This window comes from Amycolatopsis sp. Poz14 (assembly GCF_006704225.1).
Classification (GTDB): Bacteria; Actinomycetota; Actinomycetes; order Mycobacteriales; family Pseudonocardiaceae; genus Amycolatopsis; species Amycolatopsis nivea.
The window spans coordinates 5,715,530-5,732,274 of sequence record NZ_JACLHD010000001.1 but is presented as its reverse complement, the minus strand read 5'-3'; the positions used below and the strand labels follow the sequence as shown (position 1 = coordinate 5,732,274).

12 protein-coding genes are annotated in these 16,745 nt (G+C 71.2%); 6 read left to right on the top strand and 6 right to left on the bottom strand.

Annotated features, from left to right (window positions below; translation table 11 throughout):
* The first annotated feature begins 2 nt into the window (after positions 1–2).
* The gene (locus FKO37_RS27145) at positions 3–470 is read left to right on the top strand and encodes a universal stress protein (RefSeq protein ID WP_238606326.1); all 468 of its coding nucleotides are present in this window, start codon (positions 3–5) and stop codon (positions 468–470) included.
* Between the two features lie 12 nt (positions 471–482).
* Here the strand turns inward: FKO37_RS27145 and FKO37_RS27140 are convergent, their stop codons facing one another.
* Positions 483–2,204 (bottom strand): GAF domain-containing sensor histidine kinase, encoded by a 1,722-nt coding sequence (locus tag FKO37_RS27140; protein WP_238606325.1) that lies wholly within the window; start codon positions 2,202–2,204, stop codon positions 483–485.
* 137 nt (positions 2,205–2,341) lie between these two features.
* On the opposite strand from FKO37_RS27140, the gene FKO37_RS27135 reads away from it, so the two are divergent.
* On the top strand, positions 2,342–3,322 hold the full coding sequence (locus FKO37_RS27135) for a hypothetical protein (RefSeq protein WP_238606324.1): 981 nt from the start codon (positions 2,342–2,344) through the stop codon (positions 3,320–3,322).
* A gap of 21 nt (positions 3,323–3,343) precedes the next feature.
* Here FKO37_RS27135 and FKO37_RS27130 read toward each other — a convergent pair whose 3' ends face one another.
* Both FKO37_RS27130 and FKO37_RS27125 read right to left on the bottom strand, forming a co-directional pair.
* Positions 3,344–3,985: a response regulator transcription factor gene (locus tag FKO37_RS27130; RefSeq protein WP_134734399.1), complete on the bottom strand. Its 642-nt coding sequence runs from the start codon at positions 3,983–3,985 to the stop codon at positions 3,344–3,346.
* A gap of 92 nt (positions 3,986–4,077) precedes the next feature.
* Complete coding sequence (locus FKO37_RS27125) at positions 4,078–5,793, bottom strand: GAF domain-containing protein (protein WP_238606323.1); 1,716 nt, start codon at positions 5,791–5,793, stop codon at positions 4,078–4,080.
* 187 nt (positions 5,794–5,980) lie between these two features.
* On the opposite strand from FKO37_RS27125, the gene FKO37_RS27120 reads away from it, so the two are divergent.
* The 4 genes from FKO37_RS27120 to FKO37_RS27105 are packed head-to-tail and all read left to right on the top strand — an operon-like array spanning position 5,981 to position 12,739.
* Positions 5,981–7,378 carry a cytochrome ubiquinol oxidase subunit I gene (locus FKO37_RS27120; RefSeq protein WP_238606322.1) on the top strand — a complete coding sequence of 466 codons (1,398 nt, stop codon included), beginning with the start codon at positions 5,981–5,983 and terminating at the stop codon, positions 7,376–7,378.
* A gap of 15 nt (positions 7,379–7,393) precedes the next feature.
* Positions 7,394–8,410 carry a cytochrome d ubiquinol oxidase subunit II gene (gene cydB, locus FKO37_RS27115; protein WP_238606321.1) on the top strand — a complete coding sequence of 339 codons (1,017 nt, stop codon included), beginning with the start codon at positions 7,394–7,396 and terminating at the stop codon, positions 8,408–8,410.
* A complete protein-coding gene (gene cydD, locus FKO37_RS27110; RefSeq protein WP_238606320.1) occupies positions 8,410–11,769 on the top strand; it encodes a thiol reductant ABC exporter subunit CydD in 3,360 nt (1,119 codons plus the stop codon). The genes cydB and cydD overlap by 1 nt, the downstream gene beginning before the upstream one ends.
* Positions 11,770–11,779: 10 nt before the next feature.
* A complete protein-coding gene (locus FKO37_RS27105) occupies positions 11,780–12,739 on the top strand; it encodes a hypothetical protein (RefSeq protein ID WP_238606318.1) in 960 nt (319 codons plus the stop codon).
* Between the two features lie 91 nt (positions 12,740–12,830).
* On the opposite strand, the gene FKO37_RS27100 is transcribed toward FKO37_RS27105, so the two are convergent.
* From FKO37_RS27100 to FKO37_RS27090, 3 genes are read right to left on the bottom strand one after another with little or no spacing between them, the layout of a single operon-like run.
* Positions 12,831–15,191, bottom strand: a complete 2,361-nt coding sequence (locus tag FKO37_RS27100; RefSeq protein ID WP_238606317.1) for a phosphoketolase — start codon at positions 15,189–15,191, stop codon at positions 12,831–12,833.
* Entirely contained in the window at positions 15,188–16,087 is a 900-nt protein-coding gene (locus FKO37_RS27095) for a universal stress protein (RefSeq protein ID WP_238606315.1), read from the bottom strand. The genes FKO37_RS27100 and FKO37_RS27095 overlap by 4 nt, the downstream gene beginning before the upstream one ends.
* Entirely contained in the window at positions 16,084–16,698 is a 615-nt protein-coding gene (locus tag FKO37_RS27090) for an HPP family protein (protein WP_238606313.1), read from the bottom strand. The genes FKO37_RS27095 and FKO37_RS27090 overlap by 4 nt, the downstream gene beginning before the upstream one ends.
* Positions 16,699–16,745 lie beyond the last annotated feature (47 nt).

Below are 16,745 nucleotides of genomic sequence, written 5' to 3'. Positions count from 1 at the left end.
CCATGAACACTCCCGGCCGTCTCATCGTCGTCGGCGTCGACGGTTCGCCGCACGGCGACGCCGCGCTGCGCTGGACCCTTCAGGTCGCCGCGCACCCCGGCGACCGCGTGCACGCCATCGTGGTGCGCCCCTCGGAAGCCTTGCTTCCCGGTACGTCGCTGGCTTTCCAGCCGCACGGCCGTCAGCCGGCGGGCCAACCCCTGCCGTACCAGCGCATCGCGGCCATCCGGCGGGAATTCCCGAACGCCCCGGAGGTCTCGGTCGCCACGCCGCACGGCGACCCGGCGACGGAACTGGTGACCGCGTCCGCGGAAGCGGATCTGCTGGTGGTCGGTGCACACGGGACTGGCCTGGCGCGGGAACTGCTGCTGGGCAGCGTTTCCCGCGACTGCGTCCGGTATTCGCGGTGCCCGGTCGTGGTGATCACGCCGCAAGCGGCGCGGCGGTTGATTCCCGCTGCGACGGGATGAGAACGCGCGGGCTCAGCGCAGCGGAGCCGACCAGTCCAGCCGCACCCCGCCGCCGGGGTGCGATTCGAGAGTGAAGGCGCCGCCCATCGACTCCGCTCGCTCCCGGAGATTCCCGAGCCCGCTTGGCGAAACGTCCTCCGGGAGTCCCTTCCCGTCATCGGTGACCGTCACTCGCACCGCGTCGTCCCGCGCCGATACCGAGACAGTCAATGTGTCCGCGCCTGCGTGCCGGACCGCGTTGCTGACCGCCTCCCGCACCACCGCTTCCACGTGCTCGGCCAGCTGGGCGGGCACCGCGTCGAGCGGGCCCGCCATGCTCACCGCCGGGTGCAGCGGCGCGTCGTCGGTCAGCTCCGCGATCGCGTCGTGCAACCGGTTCCGCAACCGCGTCTCCCCTGCCGCGCCGCCGTGCAGGTCGAAAATCGCCGTCCGGATCTCGCGCACGATCTCGTGCATCTGGTCGATGCTCTCCTGCAACCGCCGCTGCAGCTCCGGCGCTTTCGTCCGCCGCTGCGTGCTCTGCATCGCCAGCCCCACCGCGAACAACCGCTGGATCACATGATCGTGCAGATCCCGGGCGATCCGGTCCCGATCCGACAGCACGTCCCGCTCCCGCGCCGCCCGCTGCTGCGCCGCCAGCTGCAACGCCAGCGCCGCCTGATCCGCGAACGACGCGAGCACCGGCAGCTGCGCCGTCTCGAACAACGCCGAACCCGGATCCCGCAACGCGATCAACACCCCCGACGTGTGGTCGCCCGCCCGCAACGGCACCACCAGCGCAGGACCGCGACCGCGGTCGGGCAGCAGCGCCAGCTCCGCCATCCGGCGCGGAGTACGGTCCCGGAACACCGCCCCCGGCACCGTCCCGTCGACCGACATCCGCAGCCCCATGAGATCGGTGGCGTCGCCGCCCGCGCACACGGTCACGGTCAACTCCGAAGGATCGGTGTCCCGCTCCTCGTCGACATCGAGCCGGCCCGTGCCCGGCAACGCGAGCATCGTGACGTCCGAACCGGTCAGCTCCAGCGCACGGCCCGCGATCAGCTCCAGCGCGTCGACCGGATCCGTCCCGCCCAGCAGTTCCGTGGTCACCTCGCTGGTCGCGCCGAGCCACCGCTGCCGCAACCGCGTCTGCTCGTACAGGTGCGCGTTCTCGATCGCGATCCCCGCCGCCGCGGCCAGCGCCTGCACGATCACCTCGTCATCGTCGGTGAACTCCGCCCCGCCCGTCTTCTCCGCCAGATACAGATTCCCGAACACCTCGTCCCGCACCCGCACCGGAACCCCCAGGAACGAATGCATCGGCGGATGATTCGCCGGGAACCCCACCGACGCCGGATGCGCCGAAATCTCCCTCAGCCGCAACGGCTTCGCGTCATCGATCACCAACCCCAGCAGACCGTGCCCCTCCGGAAGATGCCCGATCCGCTCCCGCGTCTCCGCATCGATCCCCTGATACACGAACTCCGCCAGCGCACCGTCCTCGCCCAGCACGCCCAACGCACCGTAACGAGCCTCGCCGAGCTCCACCGCGGCCTGCACGATCCGGCGCAGCGTCGCGTCCAGCTCCAGTCCCGACGCGACCGCCAGCACCGCCTCGAGCAAGCCGTCCATTTTGTCCCGGGTGCCGATCAACAGCTCGATCCGCTCCTGCAGATCGCGCAGCGTCTCCCGCAGCCGCAGCTGCGACAAGGTTCGGGACAGCCTCAGGCCGCCCTCTCCTGCTTCCGGCATCAGACTCGCTTTCGCTGCTCGGTGCGCCCTCAGAGAGATGACTTTCTCCCCTGTGCGCTCCCCGCCCAGCGAACGCATGCTGGAGGGGAACAACCAGGTACGACACAGTGTGCCGCGTTTCGCGGTGTGGGAGAACGATGACCCTCAATGTGGCCCCCGCAGGCCAGCTCAGCGCCGATCAAGTGACCTCGGTGCTGCGTTCCGCGACTTTGGCGCCGTCCACGCACAACACCCAGCCCTGGCTGTTCAGCAGCGGCCCGGCGGGCATCGAGGTGCACGCCGACCTCGACCGCACCTTGCCCGTCGCCGACCCGGACCGGCGCGAGCTGCTGCTCTCGTGCGGGGCGGCGCTGTTCAACCTGCGCACCGCGATCCACGCAGCCGGCTTCCACCCGGCCACGACGCTGCTGCCCCGGCGCAGCGATCCCGACCTGCTGGCCGTCGTGCGCCCGCGTGCGGCCGCCACCGTCGACCCGAGGCTGGCCGCTCTTGCCAAAGCCATCCCTCGCAGGCACACCAACCGCACTCCGTTCACCGCCAAACCCGTTCCGGGCGGGACGCTGGGCGCCCTGCGGCACGCGGCTGAGATCGAGCACGCGTGGATGCCGCAGCTCGACGACGGCCAGCTCGCCGGGCTCAAGGAATTGGTCCGCGAAAGCCACCGCATCCAGCTGAACGACCCGGCGTTCCTCGCCGAATGGCAGCGCTGGACCGGACGCGGCCGGGAGAACCGGGACGGCGTCCCCTTCGCCGCCGGCGGCGAAACCGCCGCGGACGACGCCTGGGTCTTGCGCGATTTCGGCGACGGCACCCGCGCTCCGGGGGCGACGCCGACCGTCGTCGTGATCGGCACCTTCGCCGACGAGCCGATCGACCGGCTCCGTGCCGGACAGGCCATGCAGCGGGTGCTGCTGACTGCCACTGCCGACGGGATCGACGCCTCGTTCATCTCCCAGCCGGTCGAAGTGCCCGCGATCCGCGCCCGCCTCCGCGACCTGCTCGGCGGCGGGCTCTGGCCGCAGATCGTCCTGCGCCTCGGCTACGGCACCCCAGTCGCCTGGACGCCGCGCCGGGCGCTGGAAGACGTCCTGTTCGACCCGCCCCCGCTCAGCGCCTGACCCGCGTCGCCGGGCCACGGTTCACCTGCGCTCGCTCCGCAGCTCCGTGGCCAGCACCGCGGCCTGCGTGCGCCGCTCCATGCCGAGCTTCGTCAGCAGCCGCGAGACATAGTTCTTCACCGTCTTCTCGGCCAGGAACATCCGTTCGGAAATCTGGCGGTTCGTCAAGCCTTCGCCGATCAGCTCCAGCAGCGTGCGCTCCTGTTCGGACAGCTGCGCCAGCGGGCCCCGCTTTTTCTCCGCGCTGTCGCGCAGCTTCGCCATCAACGCGGCCGCGGCGTGCGCGTCCAGCAACGACTTCCCCGCCCCGACGTCCAGCACCGCCGACACGAGGTCGAGGCCCTTGATGTCCTTGATCACGAAGCCGCTCGCGCCGGCCATGACGGCGTCCAGCATCGCCTGTTCGTCGGTATAGGACGTGAGCATTAGGCATTTCAGCTCGGGCAGGCGGGACCGCAGCTCGCGGGCCAGTTCGATGCCGTTGCCGTCGGGCAGCCGCACGTCGAGCACCGCGACCTCCGGCCGCAGCGCCGGGATCCGGGCCAGAGCCTGCGAAACGTTGCCCGCCTGGCCGACCACAGTGATCCTGTCGTCCTCGTCCAGCAGGTCGGCGACCCCGCGCCGGACCACCTCGTGATCGTCCACCAGGAAAACCCGCAACATCCGTTCTTCTCCTGCCTCGGGCGCGGCGGTGTGCCGCGCGGCCGGAAACGAGCCTACGACCGGGAGTCCTTCAGCGGCGGTGCCGAAAGTCCTCAATCCCCGGCCGAAGACCCTTCCGGTCCCGGAACCGACCACACCAGCCGGGAGCCGCCGGCCGCGGTGAGCGTCCCGCCCCGGCGGTTCGCCTGCTCCGCGAGCGCGGCCAGCTCCGCCGCGGCCGGACCGGCGAGATCGTCGCCGCCCTCGTACCGGACGGTCACCGTCGTCCGTGCCGGTTCCGCCTGGATCCCGACCTCCACCGACTGGGCCGACGCGTGCCGGGCGACCAGCCGCAGCGCTTCGTCGAGGAACGGCACGACCGCGTCGGACCGGACCTCGTCGAGCTTCCCGGTCAGCTGGGTGGACACCGGGAACCCCAGCGCGTCCCCGGCTTCGGCCAGCACCCGCAGGACCTGGTCGCGAACCGGCTCCGGCGAGCGCGGCGGGCCGTCGCCCGGCTGGAAGACCGTGCTGTGCGCCTGCGCGATGATGTCGTCGAGCTCGAAGATCGTCTCTCGCAGCCGGGTGGCCACGACCGGCGACCGCGCGAGGCCGGCTGTGGTCTGCAACGACAATCCGGTGGAGTACAGCCGCTGCAGGATTTCGCGCTGCAGCCCGGCCGCGATCCGGTCGCGCTCGTCGTGCAGCGCGGCGGCCTCGCGTTCCGCGCGGGCCTGCGCCAGTTCGACCGCCACCGCCGCCTGGTCGGCGAACCACGCCGCCATCTCCAGCTCGTCCTCGCCGAACGCCGCGCGGCTGGTCAACCGTGCCGCAGCGAGCACCGCGGGCGGCTGGTCGCCACCGGCGAACGGGACCAGCAGCACCGCGTCGAGGTTCAGGTCCGCGGTGGAGGGCGTCAGCCCCTGCGCTGCCTCGTCCGGCCACGTGCCCAGCTTCGGCTCACCGCTCGCGAGCACCGCACCGACCACAGCGGACTCCGCGGTCAGTTCCCGTCCGGCCAGTTCGCCCGCGCCGGAACCGGCCGCGTACCCGATCTGCGCGCGTCCTCCCTCTCCGGCTGGGCAGAACACGGCGACGAGGTCGGCGGACGCGAGTTCCCGCAGGTAGTCGACCACGCGCTCCAGCGGATCCGCTGTCTCCGCCGCCAGCAGCTCTCGGGTCAGGGCCGCGGACGCGCGCAGCCATTCCTGCTGGTTCCGCGCGGTCTCGTACAGCCGCGCGTTCTCGATCGCGCTGCCAGCCGCCGCGGCGAGCGCGAGGGCCAACTGCTCGTCCTCGGCGCTGAACGGACCGCGTTCCCCGTCGGCGAAATACAAATTGCCGAAGACCGCGCCCCGCGCCTGGATCGGCACGCCCAGGAAGCTGGTCATCGGCGGATGCCCGGCGGGGAACCCGGACGAGCGGGGATCGTCCTGCAGCCGGGTCAACCGGATCGGCCGCGGGTCCTCGATCACCGCGCCGAGCAGGCCCTTGCCCTCGGGCAGCCCGCCGATCCGCTCGACCGCGTCCGGGTCCATCCCGGTGTGCACGAATTCGGTCAGCCGTCCGTCCGGGCCGATCACGCCCAGCGCCGCGTACCGCGCCCCGACGAGTTCCCTGGCCGCCTCCACGATGCGCCGCAGCAGCGAGGGCAGCGCGAGCCCGGTCGTGATGGTCTGTGTCGCGCGCAGCAGGCCCCGGAGCCTGCCTTGGGCGCCCATGACCTCCTGGGCTCGCTCGACCAGCTGGGCCAGCAGCTGGTCCAGCTCCATCCTCGGCTGGTCGGGGAAGGTCAGCCCGGCCCGCTCCGGTGCGTCCCGCTCGCTCACCGCTGCTCCCTGCCGGTCGGATGTGCGCGCCCTTGCACCACAGGGAGTTTCCCGCCTCGCGGAAACACCGTCAAGCGCAGCCGAAGTGCCCTGCGACCGCCCGGAAGATGACCAAGGACCCTCTCCCCGCCGGCCCCGCGCACCGGATGCTCACGACGACCTTTCCCGCAGCGAGCAGGAGATCCGCATGAACGCCCTGGACCTGGCGCGGTGGCAGTTCGGGATCACGACCGTCTACCACTTCCTCTTCGTCCCGCTCACCATCGGCCTGTCCTTCCTCGTCGCTGGCATGCAGACCGCGTGGGTCCGCACCGGCGACGATCGCTGGCGCCGGATGACCAAGTTCTGGGGCAAGCTGTTCCTGATCAACTTCGCCATGGGAGTGGCGACCGGCATCGTCCAGGAGTTCCAGTTCGGCATGAACTGGTCGGACTACAGCAGCTTCGTGGGAGACATTTTCGGCGCCCCGCTGGCGATCGAGGGGCTGCTGGCGTTCTTCCTGGAATCGACGTTCCTCGGCCTGTGGATCTTCGGCTGGGACCGGCTGCCGAAAAAGCTGCACCTGGCCACGATCTGGCTCGCCTCGATCGGGACCGTGCTGTCGGCCTACTTCATCCTCGCCGCGAACTCGTGGATGCAGCATCCGGTCGGCTCCGAGGTGAACCCGGCGACCGGGCGCGCTGAGCTGAAGGACTTCGGCGCGGTGCTGACCAACTCGACCGCGCTCGGCGCCTTCGCGCACACGATTACCGCCTGCTTCCTCACCGGAGGCATGTTCGTGGTCGGCATCAGCGCGTGGCAGCTGCGAAAGAAGCGAGACGCCGACGTCTTCCGGCCGTCGATGAAACTCGCCCTCGTCACCGTGCTCGTCGCGAGCCTCGGCGTGATCGTCACCGGCGACCTGCAGGCCCGGCTGATGACTCAGCAGCAGCCGATGAAAATGGCCGCCGCCGAAGCGCTCTACGACACCGTCTCCCCCGCGTCGTTCTCGCTGTTCACCATCGGCTCGCTCGACGGTTCGCAGGAGAAGTTCAGCATCCGCGTCCCGGGCGTGCTGTCGTTCATGGCGACCGGGCGGTTCGACGGCCAGGTCGAGGGCATCAACAATCTCCAGGCCGCCGAACAGCAGAAGTACGGCCCCGGCGACTACCGGCCCGACGTCCCGGTGACCTACTGGACCTTCCGGCTGATGATCGGCTTCGGGTTCCTGTGCCTGCTGCTGTCGGCCGCCGGGCTGTGGCTGTTCCGCCGCGGCCGGAGCCCCCGCGCCCGCTGGTTCCTTCCCGCCGCGACCGTCGCGCTGTCGTTTCCCTTCCTGGCCAACAGCGTCGGGTGGATCTTCACCGAAATGGGCCGTCAGCCGTGGTCGGTGTTCGGCGTGCTCACCACCGCCGATTCGGTCTCGCCCACCGTCTCGGCCGGGAACGTGCTCACCTCGCTGATCGTCTTCACCGTCCTTTACGGAGTGCTCGCGGTAGTCGACGGCGTGCTGATGGTCCGCTACGCCAAAGCCGGGCCGCCGCCGCCCGAAGCCGCGGACGCCCCCGAATCCGACGAGCCGCGCCCCGCGGCCTTCGCCTACTGAACCCGGAGCATCTAGATGGCGCTGACCGACGTCTGGTTCCTGCTCATCGCGGTCCTGTGGACCGGCTACTTCGTCCTCGAAGGATTCGACTTCGGCGTCGGAATCCTGCTGCGCGTGCTCGGCCGCGACGACACCGACCGCCGGGTGCTGATCAACACCATCGGCCCGGTCTGGGACGGCAACGAAGTCTGGCTGCTGGTCGCGGGCGGCGCGACCTTCGCCGCCTTCCCGCTCTGGTACGCGAGTCTGTTCTCCGGCTTCTACCTGGCCCTGCTGGTGGTCCTGGTGGCCCTCATCTGCCGCGGCGTCGCCTTCGAATTCCGCGGCAAGATCGACAGTGCCCGCTGGCGCAACACCTGGGACTGGGTCATCACGATCGGCTCCGCAGTGCCCGCCCTGCTGTGGGGCGTCGCGTTCGGCAACATCGTGCACGGAGTCCCGCTCGACGCCCAGCACCACTTCACCGGGACCTTCTTCACTCTGCTCAATCCGTACGCGCTCCTCGGCGGGCTCGCGACGCTCACCGTGTTCACCTTGCACGGCACCGTTTTCCTCGCGCTCAAGACCACCGGGCCGGTGCGCGACCGGGCACAGTCGCTCGTCGCCCCGCTCGGCGCCGCCGCGCTGCTCTGCGGCGGCGGGTTCCTCGCCTGGACCGCGCTCGACCACGACCTGTGGACCTGGGTCTTCGCCACCGCGGCGGCCGTATCGCTCGCCGCCGGGATCCTGCTGGGCATCCGCGGCCGGGACGGATTCTCGTTCCTGTGCACCGCGCTGGCCATCGTCGGGGTCACCGCCACGCTGTTCTGGTCGCTCTACCCGGCGGTGCTGCCCTCCACGACCGACCCGGCGTTCAGCCTCACGACCGCGAACGCCTCTTCGACGCCCTACACGCTGCAGATCATGTCCTGGGTCGCGCTCGCGTTCACCCCGATCGTGCTGGCCTACCAAGCCTGGACGTACTGGGTGTTCCGCAAGCGGGTCGGGCGGCACTCCATCCCGGCCGGCGCCGGACTCCCGAGCGCGCACTGATGCGGCCGCTCGACCCTCGCCTGCTGCGACTGGCGAGCGCGGTGCGGCCGTTCATCGCCGGCTGCGCCGCGCTCGGCGGACTGACCGCGCTGCTCGTGCTGGCCCAGGCGGAATTGCTGGCCGACAGTGTTTCGCGAGCTTTCCTCGACGGAGCGACACTTTCCGCACTCGCTGTTCCGGTGGCGTTGCTGGCCGGAGTGGTCCTCGTGCGTGCCGGGGTCGCCTGGCTGTCCGAGACGGCTGCGCACCGGGCATCGGCGAAGGCGTTGTCGCAACTGCGCGACGCTGTCGTCGGTGCGGCGCTAAGGGCCGGACCACGCTCGACTACGCGCTCCCCCGCCGAAATCGCCGCGCTGGCCACGCACGGCGTCGACCGGCTGGACGGATACTTCGCCCGCTACCTCCCGCAGCTGCTCGTCGCCGCGATCGTGCCCGCGGTCGTCGGCGCCCGGATTCTGTTCGCCGACTGGACCGCGGCGCTCATCGTCGCGCTCACCGTGCCGCTGATCCCGGCGTTCATGATCCTCATCGGACTGTTCACCCAACGCGACGTCCGCCGGCAATGGCGCACGCTTTCCGTGCTGGGCGACCATTTCCTCGACCTCGTCGCCGGGCTGGGAGTCCTGACCGCGTTCGGCCGCGCCCGCGCACAACGCGCGACGCTGCGGGACATCTGCGAGCGCTACCGGACGCAGACCATGCGGACGCTGCGGGTGGCGTTCCTCTCGGCGCTCGCGCTGGAACTCCTCGCCACGCTTTCGGTCGCGGTCGTCGCCGTGTCCATCGGGTTGCGGCTGCTCGCTGGGGACCTGGACCTGCACACCGCGCTCGTCGTACTGATCCTCGCCCCGGAGGCGTATCTCCCGCTCCGCGCGGTCGGCACCCGCTTCCACGACAGCGCCGAAGGGCTCGCCGCCGCGGAGGACATCGTCGCGCTCACCGACGAGGCCCCCGAGGAGCAGCACGCCGCACCCGCACGCGCGCACGGCGTGCTGTGCCTCGAAGACGTCACCGTGACCGGCCGGTCCGGGCCGGTCCTCGACGGGTTCTCGCTGACCGTCGCGCCCGGAGAGGTCGTTGGAATCGTCGGCCCCAGCGGGGCGGGGAAATCGACGCTCCTGGACCTGGTGCTGGGCTGGCGCGAGCCGGACCGCGGCCGGGTCGTCGCGGGGGAAACCGATCTCGCCGACGTCGGCAAGGCGACCTGGCGCCGCGGCATTTCCTGGGTCCCGCAACGGCCGCATCTGGTCGCCGGGTCGGTCTCGCAGAACATCCGGCTCGGTTCCCCGCACGCGAGCGAAGCCGAGGTCCGCGCGGCAGCCACCGCCGCCGCGCTCGACGTCCCGCTCGACACGGCGGTCGGCGAACTGGGTTCCGGCCTCTCCACCGGGCAGGTCCGGCGCGTCGCGCTGGCCCGAGCGATCCTGCTCGACCGTCCGCTGTTGCTGCTCGACGAGCCCACCGAAGGCGTCGACGCCGAAACCGAGGCCGCGATCCTCGACCGGCTCCCGGCGGTGCTGAACGGGCGGACGGCGATCGTCGTCACCCACCATTCCGCCGCGCTCGCCCTCTGCGACCGGGTCGTGACCGTGCCCGCCGCTCGGCCGGCCGCCTCTCCCGCTACCGCTGCGCCCACCGCCGCTCCGCCCCCGGTTCCAGTGCTCGCCGAGTCCGAACCGGACAGTCCGCCGGGCACCTGGCGGCCGCTCTTGGCCGCGCTGCGCCGGCACCGACTGCGCTTGGCGCTGGCCTGTGTCATCGCGACCGCGGCGCTCGGCTGCGGCGTCGCGCTCACCTCGACCTCGTCGTGGCTCATCGCGACCGCCGCCCTGCACCCGCCGGTGCTGAGCCTGATGGTCGCGATCGTCGCCGTCCGGACCTTCGGGCTGGCCAAGGGAGTTCTCCGCTACGTCGAACGACTGCTCACCCACGACGTCGCCCTCCGCGTGCTGACCGAACTCCGCGTGCGCGTGTGGACCCGGCTCGTGCGGATCGGCCCCGCCGTCACTGCCCGCCTCCGCCGCGGCGAACTGCTGCACCGTCTGGTGTCCGATGTGGACAGCCAGCAGGACCTCGTGGTGCGCGGCCTCGTGCCCGGCACCGCCACGTTCGCCGTGCTCGCCGCGACCGCCACCACCCTCGGCTTCCTCCTCCCGGCCGCCGGCATCGCCGCCGCGGCGGGTCTCGCAATCGCCGCGATCGTGGCGCCGGCGGTCACCGCCGTCGCCACCCGCCGGGCCGAACGAGACACCGCGCGGCTGCGCAGCGAACTCAGCGCCCGCACGGTGGAATTGCTGCACGCCTCAGCCGACCTTCTCGCCTTCGACGCCGCCCACGCCCGGCACGCCGACCTGCGCGAACTCGACGCCCGCGCGACCGCCGCGGCGCGCCGGTCCGCCTCCCGCCGCGGTCTCGGCAGCGGAATTGCCGTGCTGGGAGTGGGTTTCACCGCCGTCGCGTGTCTCGTGCTCGGAATTCTGGCTGTGCGAGCCGGAACGCTCTCCGGTCCCGCCCTGGCTGTGCTCGCCCTGACTCCGCTCGCGACCGCCGAACTCGTCGCCGGGCTTCCCGAGTCCGCGCTACGCCTTCTCGGCAGCCACACCGCCGCGCAACGGCTCGCCGCACTCGATCAGACGCCGGCCCCGTACAGCGAACCGGCCAGCCCGCAGGACCTCCGCACCGCCGACAACCTCGCCACGGCGAACCTGTCGGTCCGCTGGCCCGCTTCCCCGCGCGACGCGGTGCAGGACGTCGACTTCACCGTCGGCCACCGCTCCCGGCTCCTGCTCACCGGGCCTTCGGGGGCCGGAAAGAGCACCGTCATCGCCGCGCTGATGCGCTATCTCGACCCGTCGTCCGGCGAAATCCTCCTCGACGGAGCCGACACGCGCAGCTTCCCCAGCGACGCCGTCCGCGCGCAGATCGCCTGGTGCGGCACCGAAACTCACCTTTTTGACAACACGCTGCGCGAAAATCTGCGTCTGGCCCGGCCCGGCGCGTCCGACGACGAGATCCGGGCCGCCCTGGAGCTGGCCCAACTCGGTGCCTGGCTCGCCAGCCTGCCGGACTGCCTCGACACCGCGCTCGGCCTGCACGGAACACCGGTCTCCGGCGGAGAACGCCAGCGCATCGGCATCGCGCGGGCATTGCTGTCCGCGCGTCCGATCCTGCTTCTCGACGAACCGACCGCACATCTCGACGCGCCGACCGCGGCGGCTCTCGCGGCCGATGTCCTCGCCGCGACGCGGGCCCGGTCCGTGCTGATCGCGACGCACCGGCCTGGAGAGTTTCGCGGGGTGGCGGAGTACCGGATTCCGGCGCGAGCCGGGTCGGAGGCACGGGAGGGATCTCGCGCTTAGGATCGAGGGAATGGACGTCTCGTTTGTCGGGCACGACGGGAATCCGGACGACCCGATCTATCACATCCCGACTTCCCAGGCAGACCACCGGGTCCTGCCGGGCGCAGGATACGAAAAAGACACGCTCGAAGACCTCCAGCTGTGGGCATGGCTCACCGCGCTGGCGTTCAACCAGATCGTGCCCGGCCCGGTCGGCGTCCGTCCGGGCACCGACCCGCCAGACCGGATCCTTGCCGTCGACGGAACTGAGTACCCGCTCGAACTCACGGTTCTGACGGTGCAGCAGCTCCGGACCCGGCTCGGCGGAGTACGGAAACTGGCCCGGCTGGTCCATGAGCGGTTGCATGACGAGCCGTCCGGCTTCGCGCACCTCGCCGGCCGCACAATCGTGATCGCTGCCTTCGACCTCGACCGGGCGCTGCCTCCTGGCACCCGCCGCACCGACGTCGCCGAACAGGTCGTCACGGCGCTTCGCGAGGACCGTGGGTTCATGGGCGGCAATCTCGACTCGAACCGGCTCGCCGCCGAAGGACTGCCTACGACACTTGATCTGTCCGGCGGGGATTACGGGGAATTCGCCGGACTCAAGGTGCGTGCGGAACGTTCCGCTGTCTCAACCGGCGATCCGGTCACGGTCGTCGGCGCCGCACAGGCCGAGTTCCGGCTGATCGAGGCGCAAACGCTGGTCAAAGAGATCATCGCCAAGAAGGACGTTCCGGAGAACCGCATCCTGCTGATCTCCGCCGGAGCTCCCGACAGCGACGGCTTCGCGTGCCCGCTCGATTTCTGGCTGTTCGACGCGCTATGGCAACACGGACTGGGCGGTCGCCCGCACCCGGTGCATCTGGATTGCGTCGTGCTTCAGGCATGGGGCAAGCCGCTTGTCGCAGAGCTCTACCGCAGGCCCGGCGCCGCCTTGCCATGGCCGCCTCCGACCGTCAGGAGACCCACCTCCGACCAGCCGCAATGACGGCAACCGCGCCAAAGCAGCTGGCGTACGCCCATGCCACGCGGCGGGTGCACGGAAACCCGCACACCCGCCGAGCAGCTCAGCCGGACGATTACTGCCCAGGCCACCGCCATTCCCGCACCTCGGGCAGATCCTCCCCGTGCTCGACGATCCACCGCCGGTGCCGTTCCTGCGAGCGCGTCATCCGCTGCCGCAGCGGGCCGGTCGTCGCGAGCAGTCCCGGGACGCGGTCCAGGACGTCGATCACGAGCTGGAACCGGTCCATCCGGTTGCGCACCAGCATGTCGAACGGCGTGGTCGTCGTGCCGTGTTCGGTGTAGCCGCGGACGTGGAGGCCGGCGTGGTTCGTCCGGCGGTAGGCCAGCCGGTGGATCAGCCACGGGTAACCGTGGTAGGCGAAGATCACCGGGCGGTCCGGGGTGAACAGCGCGTCGAACTCCCAGTCGCTCAGGCCGTGCGGGTGTTCGGCTTCCGGTTGCAGCCGCATCAGGTCCACCACGTTCACCACGCGGACCGCCAGCGAAGGCAGTTCCTCGCGCAGGATCGCGGCCGCCGCGAGGATTTCCAGGGTCGGGGCGTCGCCCGCGCACGCGAGGACGACGTCCGGTTCCCGGTCCGCGTGCGTGCTGGCCCATTCCCAGATGCCGAGGCCCCGTGCGCAATGCAGCGCGGCTTCCTCCGGGTCGAGCCAGTCGGGCGTCTCGTTCTTGCCCGCGACCACCACGTTCACGTAGTCCCGGCTGCGCAGGCAGTGCGCGGCCACTTCCAGGAGCGTGTTGGTGTCCGGCGGGAAGTACACCCGCACAACCTCCGGGGCCTTGTTCGCCACGTGGTCCACGAAACCGGGGTCCTGGTGGGAGAAACCGTTGTGGTCCTGTCGCCAGACGTGCGAGGTCAGCAGGTAGTTCAGCGACGCCACCGGCCGCCGCCACCGGATTTCGCGGTGCATGCGCAGCCATTTGATGTGCTGGTTCACCATCGAGTCCACGATGTGCGCGAAGGCCTCGTAGCAGGAGAACAGCCCGTGCCTGCCGCTGAGCAGGTAACCCTCGAGCCAGCCCTGGCAGAGGTGTTCCGAGAGCACCTCCATGACGCGCCCGTCCGGCGCGAGGTGGTCGGACGGCGGGCCGGGCGGCAGTTCCCAGGTTTTCGCGGTCACGTCGTACACCGCGTCGAGCCGGTTCGAGGCGGTTTCGTCCGGTCCGAACAGCCGGAAGTTCGCGCGTTCGGCGTTGCGGCGGAACACTTCCCGGAGGAAGCGGCCCAGCACCCGGGTCGGCTCCGAGGTGCTCTCCCCCGCGGCCGAGACCGGCACGGCGTGTTCGGCGACCGACGGCAGCGAAAGCGGGCGCAGCAGCACGCCGCCGTTCGCGTGCGGGTTCGCGCCCATCCGTCGCGCACCGGCCGGAATGAGGGCAGTGACCGCGGCGGTCGGGCGGCCGGCGGTGTCGAACAGCTCTTCCGGCCGGTAGGACCGCAGCCAGTTTTCCAGCTGCCGCAGGTGCGCCGGATTCTCCCGGACCTGGGTCAGCGGCACCTGGTGCGCCCGCCAGGTCCCTTCGACCTGCTGACCGTCCACTGTGGCCGGTCCGGTCCAGCCTTTCGGCGACCGGAGCACGATCATCGGCCACGGTCCCGCGCCGCCGCGGCGGAGCAGGGCCAGATCGGCGACCACCGCATCGAGCGCGGCGGCCATCGCCTGGTGCATCGCCACCGGCTCGTCGCCCTCGACGTACACCGGGGCCCAGCCCGCGCCGCGCAGCAGCGAGTCCAATTCGGACGGCGGGATCCGGGACAGCACCGTCGGATTCGCGATCTTGTAGCCGTTCAGGTGCAGGATCGGCAGCACCGCGCCGTCGCGGCGCGGGTCGAGGAACCGGCTCGCCTGCCAGCTGGTCGCCAGCGGTCCGGTCTCCGCCTCTCCGTCGCCGACGACGCACGCGACGAGCAGGCCCGGGCTGTCGAACGCGGCGCCGAACGCGTGCGCGAGCGAGTACCCCAGTTCGCCGCCCTCGTGGATCGACCCCGGCACGTGCGGGGACACGTGGCTCGGCACCCCGCCGGGGAACGAGAACTGCCGGAACAACCGGTCCATCCCCTCGGCGTCGCGCGAGACCTCCGGCCACAGCTCCGAATAGCTGCCCTCCAGCCAGGTGCTCGCCAGCAGCGCCGGGCCGCCGTGTCCCGGGCCGGTCACGAACATCGCGTCGAGGTCGTGGGCCAGGATCGCGCGGTTGAGGTGGGCGTAGACGAAGTTCAGGCCGGGCGAGGTGCCCCAGTGCCCGAGGAGCCGGGGCTTGACCTGCCCCGGCTCCAGCGGTTCCCGCAGCAGCGGGTTGCCCATCAGGTAGATCTGCCCCGCGGCGAGGTAGTTCGCGGCGCGCCACTGGGCGTCGACCTGCGCGAGTTCCTGCCTGCTGAGCGTTGCCGCGGGAGCGTCGACCGCGGTCACCGGTTCCGCTCCGGCCGCACCACGAGCACCGGGCACGAGGAGTGGTGCACCAGGGCCTGGCTGGTCGAGCCCAGCAGCATCCCGGCGAACCCGCCGCGCCCGCGGCTGCCGACGACCAGCAGCTGCGCCCGGTCGGACTCGTCGAGCAGCACGTGCCGCGGCCGGTCGCGGACGAGCTTCCGCTGTACCTCGACGTCCGGGTACTTCTCCTGCCAGCCCGCGAGCCGCTGCGCCAGCAGTCGTTCCTCAGTGGGCTGCAGGGTTTCCCACTGCGGGAGGAGCCGCGCCGCGCTGTCGGTCGAGTCGTAGACCACGTCGGCCCAGGCGTGCACCGCGACCAGCGGGACCTGCCGGAAACTGGCCTCCTCGAACGCGACCGCGATCGCCGCCTCGCTGTTCGGGCTGCCGTCGACGCCGACCGCCACCGGGCCGTCCTGCGGCACCGGGCCGTCGCCGTGGCGCCCGCGGATCACCGCCACCGGACAGGCGGCGTGGCCTGCGACCGCCGAGGTCGTGGCTCCGACGAGCATGCCGGTGAAGCCGCCGGTCCCGGTGCGGCCGAGCACGAGCATCCGGGCCTTCTTGGAGCGGTCGATCAGCAGGGCCGGCGCGGAATCGGTGAACACCTCGGTGCGGACCTCGAGCGAGCGGTCCACGGACAGTGCCAGCTCGCGCGCCTCGGCCGCGATGCGGTCTCCCTCCTGCTGGATGCCCTCGAAGAGCACCTGGCTGCCGGCGAGACCGCCGCCGTAGACGAGCCCCGCCAGCTGCAGGCAGTGCACCAGCTCCAGTTCGAGATCGCGGCCCGAGGCGAGCCGAGCGGCCCATCGGACGGCTTCCGCCGCCCCCTCCGAGCCGTCGATCCCTACGAGCACCGTGCGAGTCCGGTCAGTCATCGTCCCACTTCCTGTTCCGCGGACACGATGTCCGCTCCGACCACGCCGGGCACCGCCAGTGCCAGCAACGTCGCGACGTGGCGATCGGTTTCGTCGTCGTAGCGGTCGGCGATCCGCACGATCCCGTCGTGCACCTCGACCTCCCAGCGGCCCGTGCCGCCGTAAATCTCCAGCCGATGCCGCACGTCCGCGGCGATCGCGCGGTCTTCCCGGGCGAGCACGCGCACGACGTCGCCGCGCGTCACGATGCCGATCACCCTGCTGCCGTCGACGATCGGCATCGCCCGGATCCGCGCGTCCACCAGCGCCTGGCACAGGTCGGCGACGTCGGTGCCGGACGACATCGCCGTCGCCGGAGACGTCATCACCGCGCCGACCGCCGTGTCGATCGCGCCCGGGTGGTACGGGTGCAGGTGCTCCGACCGCGCGTCGGACGGGATCCGGCCGCGGATCAGATCCGCCTCGGTGACGATGCCGGTCAACCGGTCGTCGTCGTCCACCACCGGCAGCGCGGTGAAGCCGTGTTCGGACAGGATTTCGGCCGCCTCCTTGGCGGGAGTCCACGGATGCACCGTCTCGACCGGTGCGGACATCAGATCGCGTGCGCGCATCAGGTCCGTCCTTTCCTTGTGCTGCCTCGAAAATAGGCAACGGAACC

Coding starts and splice junctions, on each gene's coding strand:
- FKO37_RS27105 (WP_238606318.1), top strand. CDS start 11,780: ATGGACGTCTCGTTTGTCGGGCACGACGGGAATCCGGACGACCCGATC.
- FKO37_RS27090 (WP_238606313.1), bottom strand. CDS start 16,698: ATGCGCGCACGCGATCTGATGTCCGCACCGGTCGAGACGGTGCATCCG.
- FKO37_RS27130 (WP_134734399.1), bottom strand. CDS start 3,985: ATGTTGCGGGTTTTCCTGGTGGACGATCACGAGGTGGTCCGGCGCGGG.
- FKO37_RS27145 (WP_238606326.1), top strand. CDS start 3: ATGAACACTCCCGGCCGTCTCATCGTCGTCGGCGTCGACGGTTCGCCG.
- FKO37_RS27135 (WP_238606324.1), top strand. CDS start 2,342: ATGACCCTCAATGTGGCCCCCGCAGGCCAGCTCAGCGCCGATCAAGTG.
- FKO37_RS27120 (WP_238606322.1), top strand. CDS start 5,981: ATGAACGCCCTGGACCTGGCGCGGTGGCAGTTCGGGATCACGACCGTC.
- cydB (WP_238606321.1), top strand. CDS start 7,394: ATGGCGCTGACCGACGTCTGGTTCCTGCTCATCGCGGTCCTGTGGACC.
- FKO37_RS27140 (WP_238606325.1), bottom strand. CDS start 2,204: ATGCCGGAAGCAGGAGAGGGCGGCCTGAGGCTGTCCCGAACCTTGTCG.
- cydD (WP_238606320.1), top strand. CDS start 8,410: ATGCGGCCGCTCGACCCTCGCCTGCTGCGACTGGCGAGCGCGGTGCGG.
- FKO37_RS27095 (WP_238606315.1), bottom strand. CDS start 16,087: ATGACTGACCGGACTCGCACGGTGCTCGTAGGGATCGACGGCTCGGAG.